Here is a 9,402-nt window from a genome sequence, read left to right as displayed (position 1 = left end):
CCTTGGCACACTCCATGCGTTTGTACCTCCCGAGCGCAGAAACACTGCTCAAACCAACCGAACCCAAAGTTCAATCGCTCCCAAGGAGAACTGCCATGACTACCACCCTCGCCATCAAGGACCTGTCCGTCACCGAAGAACTCGACGCCGGCGCCATGAGCACCGTGCGCGGCGGCACCGGCTTCGTGCCCTTCGTGCCGGTGTTCAGCTCGGTCAAGCTCGACTCGACCTTCAACGCCTCGCAACTGATCGGCCAGACCCAGAACGTCGTCAACATGAATGGCAACAACGCAGCCTTCGTCGACGACATCAAGTCGCATGTCAACTCGACCCAGAACGCCCAGAACAACATCTACCGCTAAGCCGCCGGCCCCGCCGAGCGCGCCAACCGAATTCGCACATCACTGAGTACCGGAGAACTGCCATGACTACCATCGCCATCAAAGACCTGTCCGTCACCGAAGAACTCGACGCCGGCGCCATGCGCGCCGTGCGCGGCGGCTTCGTGCCCTTCATGCCCGTGTTCAGCGCGGTCAAGGTCGACTCGACCTTCAACGCCTCGCAGCTGATCGGCCAGACCCAGAATGTGGTCAACATGAACGGCAACAACGCTGCCTTCGTGGACGACATCAAGTCGCATGTCAACTCGACCCAGAACGCCCAGAACAACATCTATCGTTGAACGGCCCGGCTCGCGGAGGCGGCCTTGCCACCTCCGCAGCCAGCCAAGCCATTCAACCGCATCTGACCGTCAGGGACTGGGCCCGGCGGCCAACGTCAATGTCAACGTCAACCAGAACATCCTCCAGCTGCAGAGCGTCAACGTGAACACGCTCAACAACGTCGGCGTGATCGGCTCCGGCCTCGGGCTGGCGATCGATGTCAATCCTTCGCAATGGGCGGCCACCCACGCCAAGGTCTGAACGACACGCGCCGCGCCCCGTGGAAGCCCGCTGGCTTCCACGGTAATTCGCTCATGGCTACGCAGGAAACGGGGCAACCCTGGTTTCGCGAAGCGAAGCAACGGTCGGATTCGCCGATGGCAAGGTACCCCGGGACGATCCCTTTCCTGCGCGGGCTATCAGTGCTCGTGGGGTTTGGATGGCTTTAGCTCCGGGACGGTAACGGCGACAGTTTCGCTGGTAATGATCTTGTGAACCGGATCGGACAGCTCGAGCAGGATCTTGTGCGCGCCGGGTTTCAATCCAACCAGGATGATCGGATCCTCGCTTGTGTGGGCCCAGGTTCCGTGCCAATCATCGACCGTCACGTGAAGGTGGCCGAGATGCGGCGATACCTCAACGGCGTTCTTGCCGAATACCGGCATGATTCGCATGTTCTCGGTCCGGTACTGAATGATGACGACCCCGCGAGCCAATGCCTCGGCTAGCGGCGGATACGCAATGAGTTTTGGCGCCGGCTCCGATTCCACGGGAATCACAGCCGGCGGACGGCCTTCCGCGGTCTTGGCCGGCTCCGCGGCATGGGCAGCATTGGCGAGGACGCTGATCGAGAGAGCGAGCGTGGCCGCGAAAAGAGCGTTTGAGCGCTTCATGGGGAACTCCTGGGTTGCGAACGGAAAAAGCGCCAGACCAATCGACTGGAATTGATCGCGGCAATGTTGGTCACAGTCGGCGCGCAGCGGAGGATCGCATTGATGCTGCTCGCTGCCGGGCTACCGGACGCATTTGACGCGACGGATGTATCCCGCCTGTAGCGCGCGAGGGGCGTCGACGTAAGGGCATGTGTCGCCACCGCGGGGAGATACACACCGATACGAAAATCCTGCTTCAGGGGCCAGCACGTTCCTTGAGCGGATCCAGTGTTTTCCCTTGTTGCCGCAAGGAGAGGATTCCCGCTATCCCTGACGGTTAGTTCGTCAAATCAGTGGGTCGATAGCCGGCCACCACCTTGGCCTTGCCAACGGTGTAGCCGGCCGCTGCGGCAGCCTTCTTGACCGTTCCCGTATTGCCCGTTGCGGTGAGCGTCGGGTTGTACTGGTCGTAGGCGGCCGTGACGCCGAAAGGACCCGCACTGTAGGCCAGGCCGGCGCCATGGCCGGAATCGCGCCGGAACTGTCCCGGAACTGTCCCGGAACTTCGCCACCCCCCTGGCACGCGCGAGAAACTACTGCGGCGTGTAGGGCGTGCCAAGCGCCTTCAGGAGTGCCTGCTGCGCGGCGACGGCCTTGTCGCTGACGGCGAATCCGTGCAGTACGCCGCTGTCATCCTGGAACACGAGCCGGCGGCCGCCGTCGACGGTTTCCTCCTTCCAGGTCCCGGCCGTGGACTGCGGAGGCCGTACCACCGAGATCGGGTAGGCCGGCGTCTTCACCATGATTGGCATGGCAGGAAAGTCAATCGGGGTGCGCGTGCCGGCGATGGTGGCAGCGATGCTGCGGGCAGCGACCAGGATCGGGCGGATGTAGGGCAACCAGCGGCCATCGGCGTACTGCGCGCAGTCGCCCATCGCGTAGACGTTGGGTGCGCTGGTCTGGCCGTGATCGTCCACGCGGATGGCGTGATCGACGGCGATGCCGGAAGCCGCCGCCAGGTCGGTGCGCGGACGCAGTCCGATGGCCGACAGCACGGCATCCACGTCCTCGTGGCTGCCATCGGCCAGCGACACGCGATAGCCATCGGCGGTGCGGTCGATGCGGCGCACGGTCGTGCCGAGTTTCCACGCGACGCCCTCGCGCGACAGCGCGCCGCGCATGCCTTCGCCCAGGGTCGCCGGTACCAGCGATGCCAATGGCTGGGGCGACGGGTCCACCATCACCGACGCGATGCCGCCATGGACAAGGTCGTTGGCGAACTCGCAACCGATCAGGCCGGCGCCCATGATCAATACGCGGCGCGCGCCGTCGATCCGCGCGCGGAATGACTGGTAGTCGTTGAAGGTGTTGACTGACATCACGTCGGCAGCGCCATCGCCTTCGATGGGCAGCCTGACAGGTATCGCGCCCAGCGCCAGCATCAGGTCGCTATAGGCGTGGGTGCCGGCGGATGTGTGCACGCAGCGGCTTGCGGTATCGATCCGTTCCACACGCGTCTGGCGGAGCAGCGTGAGATTCAGCCGCTCGATCATCGCCTCGTAGGTGCCCGTGATCAGGTCGCCGAAAGCCTTGTTCTGCGCGAACGCGTTGGAGATCATGGGTTTACTGTACGCATCGCCGCCATCTTCGGTGATCAGCAGGATCGGCCGGGTGGCGTCGAGCTTGCGATACGCGCCTGCAAATGCAAAGGCGCCATGCCCGGCGCCAATAATGATCAAAGGGTCCATGGTTTGTTCTTTAGCCAATTTCAGTCATTTCGAAGGCTTCCTTGCTGAGGCCGCATTCCGGGCAGGCCCAGTCGTCCGGCACATCGCTCCAGGGCGTGCCGGGAGCAAGCCCGTGCTCGGGGTCGCCGAGGGCCTCATCGTAGACGAGGCCACAGACGATACATTGCCAGACTTTCATGAGAGGTTCCTTCTTAAAATGAGGTGACGACGTGCCGCCCGCGCGGAGCGGCACCGTGGTGTGAAGGGAAGTCGACCGCACCGGCGGACAGGGCCGCGCTTACAGGTAGTCTTCGTCTTGCAGCAGCATGTCTTCGAAGAACGCGCCGAATCGCTTCTGCGGATCGCGTACGTGGATCTCGAGGATCCAGCGCATGGACGACGGGCTGGCTTCGAGTTCGGCCAGCGAGCCGGTGTGGATCGTGGCATGAGGGAAGTCCGACACGCGGTGACCCGGCAGGTCGAAGTTGAGCTCCCAGCCCATCGACCTGGCGATGCGGTCGGCTTCCGCATAGAGTGCCTGGCCGGTCAGGCGGTCACGCTTCCAGATATTGCGTACCTCGTGGAACAGCGCCTCGGCATCGCGCGCGCAACGCTCGTATTCCTCATGCTGACCCACCACGAACGACGCACCGCCGTCGCCTTCCCATGCATCCACGCGCGGGGCGATGTCGACGAAGAAGATGTCGTTTTCCTGCAGGATCACGCCGGGCTCGGAAGCCTGCTTCATCGGCTTGATGGTGTTGCGGCCGAAGCGGACGCGCGTGGGGTGCCAGCTGAGGGCGAGGCCGGCGTCGAGCATGACGCGCTTGGCCATTTCGACGGCATCTTCCTCGACCATGCCCGGCTTGACGCGCGAGGCGATCCTGGCGACAGCCTCGCGGGTCTTGTTGCGGGCCAGCAGCATGCCATCGACGGAAAAGGCCGGGCCGACGCGCTCGGCGAGGGATGCGGGAACTGCGCTCATTCTGTTTTCTCCAGTGGGAAGGCCGAAACGGCTTCGAACCTTGGGTGAGATTGTTCCCGCGATCACCTTGGAAGACAGCGCTGACGGACGGCCGGGAAGCGCCAATCTGCGTGGCTTTCATGCCAGCTGCGGCTGCTCATGACGGTAGTCGTGTTTTTCGTGCCAAAAGGCGTGGGATTCCGGCTATGCGCATCGTGGGCAACGACATGCGGCAGATCTTCAGGAGACGGTTCGGGGTGTCGCCGCAGCAATATCGAGCAGGAACGTCTCCACGCCGGCCGCGGCCCGGCTGTCCACGCGCGCCGAGATCGATCCGGGGACTGGCCGAAAACCACCGCCATTTGGCCGGAATCCCCCTCTGCGGCGATGCCGCCGCGCGTCCGCGATCGCCATACTCGTCCGCGATGCGCGCAACCCGGCTCGCATCCACTCATTTGGCAGACGACGTCATGTTCAAGCGATCCTCCCTGTTTATCCTCATTGTGGCGAGCCCCTTGCTGGCCTCCGCGCTGGCCAGCGCGGCTACCGCCGAGCCCGCCGAAGTCACGCCCGACGACTACTTCCATACCGGCGCAGGGGCCCGGTATCTGCGTCGCGCTGACGCAGATCTCGTGGTTCAACCCTTGCGCGGGAACATCACCGTGCTGATGGGTTCCGGCGGCAACATCACGGTCCTTTCCGGCAAGGAAGGAAAATTCCTGGTCGACGCCGGCATCAGCAAGTCGCAGGAGAAACTGCGCGCGGCGCTGTCGAAGATCAGCCCGTCACCGCCGAAGTTCGTCGTGAACACGCATTGGCACTGGGATCACACCGACGGCAATGCCGGCATGCATGAGGCGGGCGCCACCATCGTCGCGCAGGAGAACACCTTCCGGCATCTGACCGAGACCACGCATGTAAACGCGTGGAACTGGACCTTCGATCCGGTACCGGAAGCCGCCCGCCCGACGCTGCTGGTCAAGAACGAAAAGACCTTCGATTTCGGCGGTACCCGGGTCGAGGTCGAGAACTTCGGCCATGGGCATACCGACGGCGATCTGTGGGTCTACTTCCGCAAGGCGGATGTACTGGCTCTCGGCGATACCTTCTGGAACGGCTTCTACCCCTATATCGACAACGAGGATGGCGGCAGCATCGATGGCGCGATCAAGTGGGCCAACCAGGCCGTAGCCCGTACCACCGCGCGCACCATCGTCATTCCCGGTCACGGTGCGGTCGGCACGCGCACGCAACTGATCGAATTTCGCGACATGCTGGTCACGGTCCGCAACAACGTGGCCACACTGAAGCAACAGGGCAAGTCGCTCGACGAGATCATCGCCGCCAGGCCGACGGCCGCCTTCGACGCGAAATGGGGCAACTTCGTGTTCAACGGCGACCAGTTCACGAAAATGGTCTACGCCGGCCTCTAAGGGCATCCGCCGCCCCCCGCCAACGGGGGCGGCGCGATGTCCCATCATCACCCCCGCATGAAGCAGATGTTCCCGATATTGAGTTCGTGACGCGCCCGCCCGAACTGCTGACGACGCGGCAAGTCCGGGGTCTGTTCAGCTTCAGTTGCTCCGCGGATCGCCATTGCGGCAACAGCCCCTCAACAAACACTCATCAGCTCCACGGGACGGGAATCGAAAGATTGCACTTCCCCATCGCGTGGCGATCGCCGTGGGAACGGTGATGGCAGGAGCCATTGGCGCTTGTTACGAAGGAACCACAAGCGCCCTAAAGATTGGCGCGGCCTTGCCGTTGAAACCGTAAATCGGAGCAAGGCGCGCTATCTGCCCCGTCGAGCCATCGCCCACCGGGTGGGATCGATTCCCCCCCTACATTGAGAGTGAATGATGAAGCACTTGCGGGTTAGCACCAGTTTGATGGTCATACTTGGCTTATTTGTCGTCCTCATGGCGATCAACAGTCTCCTGGCTTGGCGAGGCCTGCACGACACCACCGGATCCCTCGCGCGCATGATCCATTCGACCGAGGAAATCCAGGCCGCGAACGCGGCGTTTGCCGCCACGCAGCGTGCCCGTGTCTCCCTTGCGGGCACGCAGAGCGCCGCGCGCTCGGGTCAGGAGGATGCCGCCAAGGATCTGATCAAGACGGTGGCCGCGCGGCTGGAGCAGGGGCAGCGGCAAATCGAGGTGTTCGCCGCGTCGCCCAGGGATAACCCTGAGGACGTCGAACTTGCCAAGAGGGTGGTGGCTACGTACCAGGCGCTCAATGAGAGCGTCAGGGCCGAGCAGAGCGCCGTTGTCGCGGGCGACACCGCGCTGTATGACAAACTTTCCGCGGTCCAGAGCATTGCCGCATCTCGCGCCTTCAATGCCGAGCTTGAAAAGCTCGCCAAGCGCTCGGCACTCAAGAGCGATACGGCGCAGAACGAAGCGCGCAGCACGCTGGAAACGACGCAAATGGTGCTTGCGGTCATGCTGCTGATGATGATCCTGATTGCCGTGGCCGCGCGCTGGGCGCTCGGTCATATCCTGCTGTTGCCGCTGAAGGCAATTGGCCAACGCCTGGACCGGGTGGCCGGCGGCGACCTGACGGGTAGTTTCGAACAGAACGCGGACAATGAGATCGGTGCGCTCGCCGCCGCCGGGAAGCGCATGCAGGACGGCCTCATCGAGGTGATTGGCTCTGTCCGTGCGTCCACCGAATCGGTTACGGTCGCGTCCCGACAGATCGCGGCCGGCAACGCTGATCTGTCGGCACGCACGGAACAACAAGCCAGCTCCCTCCAGGAGACGGCTTCGTCCATGGAAGAGCTCACCGCCACCGTCAGGCAGAACGCCGACAACGCTCGCCAGGCGAATCAGCTTGCGGTCTCCGCATCGGACGTCGCCGCCAAAGGCGGGGCGGTAGTGTCCGATGTGGTACAGACCATGGAGTCAATCGACGCGTCGTCAAAGAAGATTGTCGACATCATCAGCGTGATTGAAGGCATCGCGTTCCAGACAAACATCCTGGCGCTGAACGCGGCCGTGGAAGCCGCGCGCGCTGGCGAACAAGGCAAGGGCTTTGCGGTGGTGGCCGCCGAGGTCCGCAGTCTGGCGCAGCGCTCGGCGTCCGCGGCCAAGGAGATCAAGGCACTGATCGACGATTCGGTGGAGCAGGTCACCACCGGCAGCCAGCTCGTCGAGCAGGCGGGCGCGACGATGAACGAGATTGTCCAGAGCGTCAAGCGAGTCACCGACATCATGGCCGAGATCTCGGCGGCAAGCCAGGAGCAGACATCGGGCATTGAGCAGGTCAACCAGGCAATCACGCAGATCGATGAAGTGACGCAGCACAATGCCGCGCTGGTCGAGCAGGCAGCTGCCGCCGCCGGCTCGCTGGAAGATCAGGCAGGCAGGCTCAAGCAAGTGGTGAGCGTGTTCAATATGGGGATTGGGCCGAGGCTCGCACGGTAAGCTTGCCTGCGTTCAGGCAGATAGGAGCCCTCGCATCAGTCCGGCGGAGTAGTGGCACGTTTGCAAGCGCGAAATTGAACCCACCTGGCATTTGCGGCTGAGCGTGGGCAGGCTTGCTTGCGCAACCACCATTTGCGGACGCAAGCACGATGGACAACGAGAGCCAAGGTGAGCCGAAACTAGTGCCCGCAATTCTGGAAAGCAATCCGGGCATTCTCGCGCGACTCAACCACGCAGTCACGTCCTTCGCGTTTTGCCAGGTAGAGAGCTTCGTCTCCGACACGGAAGAAGTGCCGCAGGTCAGCAAAGGTACGGCATCCGAGTTTATCTTGAGCGTCCGTTGCGACCCCAATGCTGACGGTCAATTTCGCCGGAACACTGCTGGCCCCGATATGCAGACTTTGAACCGCGACCCGGATGCTGTCGGCAACCATGACCGCACCCTGCGCATCGGTATCCGGAAGCAAGATGGCGAACTCTTCGCCTCCGTAGCGACCTGCATAGTCGCCCGGTCGGCGGATATGTTGCTGGATGCAGTGCCCGACGGCGGCCAGGGCGTCGTCACCGGCTAGATGACCGTATCGGTCATTGAACTGCTTGAAGTGGTCGACGTCGACCATCAGCAAGGAGAGCGGCGTACCGGCGCGCCGGGCCCGACGCCATTCCTTGTCTGCGGCGTCGTCAAGAGCCCGCCGGCTTCCAACGCCGGTGAGCCCGTCAGTATCGACCATCCATCGCAGATGGTCTTCCATCTTGAGGCGGCGCTGCCACTGACGCGACAGCATGACAGCGAGGCCAATGATCAAGGTGCCAACGCCAACGACAAGACCAGCAAACAACCACGCTCGCCGATGCCACTGCGCAAGGACATCATGAACGGAGAGGCCAACCACGATCACAAGCGGATAGTCGGGAACCCGACGATAGCTGTAGAGACGTCGCACGCTATCGACCGCGGCCACACCGATGAAGTTGCCATCGGTGCCCTGGAGCAGGGGCCCAAAGGAGGCGCTATCTGAAATGTTGCGTCCAATATCGTCCTCACCGTACGGCCGGCGCATGATGACGGTGCCGTCGGTCCGGAGCAAGGTGAGGGTTCCGCCCGCGCCTAGATTGACGCCGTCAAAGAGCTTGCGAAAGTAGTCCAGGCGAAGCGTGCCGACTACGATGCCCGAAAAAGTGCCGTCGCGGGTCTCGAGGCGTCGGCTCAGTGCGATGGACTTGTTTTCCGTTGTCAGTCGCGGTTGAAACGGCCGGCTAAGAAACACGCCGCTGTATGCCGCTTCGGCATGGACCTGAAAGTAGTCCCTGTCCGAGACGTTGTTGCGCCGAGGCGGCCAACTCGTAGAATCCAGCACGAGGTTTCCCTGCGCGTCGGTTGCTAGCAGCGAACCCATATCCTCGGCGTTCATGGAGCGGTCAAAGATAACGCGTTGCCGCAACTGGGCAGGCATCGCCATGACTACCGGATCCTGCATGGTCTCCATGACGCCACCGAGCGCTAGCTCATAGATGTGCAGGTTGCGCGAGATGCTTCGTTCCAAAGTCAGGGCGACGTTCGAAGACGCCTCGCCGGCGCCGACCAGGGCGTCGCTGCGCATCTGGATGAGCGCGAATGCAACCAATCCCGCAACGGCACACGTCAGCGCAATCGCAGCCGGAACGATGAATGCTGCAGGGGAGTGGCGAGGACGACGCTTCTTTGGTAAGTGACTAAATAACCTCATCCACTCTTCCGTTCTCTAATCA

9 protein-coding genes and 1 pseudogene are annotated in these 9,402 nt (G+C 62.8%); 4 read left to right on the top strand and 6 right to left on the bottom strand.

Annotated elements, in window-relative coordinates; translation table 11 throughout:
* Positions 1-95 precede the first annotated feature (95 nt).
* Both AC1DKV_RS13585 and AC1DKV_RS13580 read left to right on the top strand, forming a co-directional pair.
* Positions 96-362: a hypothetical protein gene (locus AC1DKV_RS13585; RefSeq protein ID WP_441620646.1), complete on the top strand. Its 267-nt coding sequence runs from the start codon at positions 96-98 to the stop codon at positions 360-362.
* Positions 363-424: 62 nt separating this feature from the next.
* Positions 425-682 (top strand): hypothetical protein, encoded by a 258-nt coding sequence (locus tag AC1DKV_RS13580; protein ID WP_441620644.1) that lies wholly within the window; start codon positions 425-427, stop codon positions 680-682.
* A gap of 399 nt (positions 683-1,081) precedes the next feature.
* Here AC1DKV_RS13580 and AC1DKV_RS13575 read toward each other — a convergent pair whose 3' ends face one another.
* The 5 genes and pseudogenes from AC1DKV_RS13575 to AC1DKV_RS13555 form a co-directional block, all read right to left on the bottom strand.
* On the bottom strand, positions 1,082-1,555 hold the full coding sequence (locus AC1DKV_RS13575) for a DUF6130 family protein (RefSeq protein WP_441620640.1): 474 nt from the start codon (positions 1,553-1,555) through the stop codon (positions 1,082-1,084).
* A gap of 337 nt (positions 1,556-1,892) precedes the next feature.
* Positions 1,893-2,093 (bottom strand): annotated as a pseudogene (locus tag AC1DKV_RS13570) (porin); the annotation flags it as partial.
* A 34-nt stretch (positions 2,094-2,127) separates the two neighbouring features.
* Entirely contained in the window at positions 2,128-3,282 is a 1,155-nt protein-coding gene (locus tag AC1DKV_RS13565; RefSeq protein ID WP_441620639.1) for an FAD-dependent oxidoreductase, read from the bottom strand.
* 10 nt (positions 3,283-3,292) lie between these two features.
* A complete protein-coding gene (locus tag AC1DKV_RS13560; RefSeq protein ID WP_441643368.1) occupies positions 3,293-3,460 on the bottom strand; it encodes a rubredoxin in 168 nt (55 codons plus the stop codon).
* A gap of 99 nt (positions 3,461-3,559) precedes the next feature.
* Entirely contained in the window at positions 3,560-4,246 is a 687-nt protein-coding gene (locus AC1DKV_RS13555; protein WP_441620635.1) for a M24 family metallopeptidase, read from the bottom strand.
* A 185-nt stretch (positions 4,247-4,431) separates the two neighbouring features.
* Between AC1DKV_RS13555 and AC1DKV_RS13550 the strand changes: the two genes are divergently transcribed.
* Complete coding sequence (locus AC1DKV_RS13550; RefSeq protein WP_441620633.1) at positions 4,432-5,658, top strand: MBL fold metallo-hydrolase; 1,227 nt, start codon at positions 4,432-4,434, stop codon at positions 5,656-5,658.
* A gap of 423 nt (positions 5,659-6,081) precedes the next feature.
* Complete coding sequence (locus tag AC1DKV_RS13545; protein WP_441620631.1) at positions 6,082-7,653, top strand: methyl-accepting chemotaxis protein; 1,572 nt, start codon at positions 6,082-6,084, stop codon at positions 7,651-7,653.
* A gap of 179 nt (positions 7,654-7,832) precedes the next feature.
* Here the strand turns inward: AC1DKV_RS13545 and AC1DKV_RS13540 are convergent, their stop codons facing one another.
* Positions 7,833-9,380: a sensor domain-containing diguanylate cyclase gene (locus AC1DKV_RS13540; RefSeq protein ID WP_441620629.1), complete on the bottom strand. Its 1,548-nt coding sequence runs from the start codon at positions 9,378-9,380 to the stop codon at positions 7,833-7,835.
* Positions 9,381-9,402 lie beyond the last annotated feature (22 nt).

This window comes from Cupriavidus sp. 05T41 (genome assembly GCF_056396525.1).
This window is presented reverse-complemented; position numbering and strand designations above follow the sequence as displayed.

Coding starts and splice junctions, on each gene's coding strand:
- AC1DKV_RS13585 (WP_441620646.1), top strand. CDS start 96: ATGACTACCACCCTCGCCATCAAGGACCTGTCCGTCACCGAAGAACTC.
- AC1DKV_RS13580 (WP_441620644.1), top strand. CDS start 425: ATGACTACCATCGCCATCAAAGACCTGTCCGTCACCGAAGAACTCGAC.
- AC1DKV_RS13575 (WP_441620640.1), bottom strand. CDS start 1,555: ATGAAGCGCTCAAACGCTCTTTTCGCGGCCACGCTCGCTCTCTCGATC.
- AC1DKV_RS13565 (WP_441620639.1), bottom strand. CDS start 3,282: ATGGACCCTTTGATCATTATTGGCGCCGGGCATGGCGCCTTTGCATTT.
- AC1DKV_RS13560 (WP_441643368.1), bottom strand. CDS start 3,460: ATGAAAGTCTGGCAATGTATCGTCTGTGGCCTCGTCTACGATGAGGCC.
- AC1DKV_RS13555 (WP_441620635.1), bottom strand. CDS start 4,246: ATGAGCGCAGTTCCCGCATCCCTCGCCGAGCGCGTCGGCCCGGCCTTT.
- AC1DKV_RS13550 (WP_441620633.1), top strand. CDS start 4,432: ATGCGCATCGTGGGCAACGACATGCGGCAGATCTTCAGGAGACGGTTC.
- AC1DKV_RS13545 (WP_441620631.1), top strand. CDS start 6,082: ATGATGAAGCACTTGCGGGTTAGCACCAGTTTGATGGTCATACTTGGC.
- AC1DKV_RS13540 (WP_441620629.1), bottom strand. CDS start 9,380: ATGAGGTTATTTAGTCACTTACCAAAGAAGCGTCGTCCTCGCCACTCC.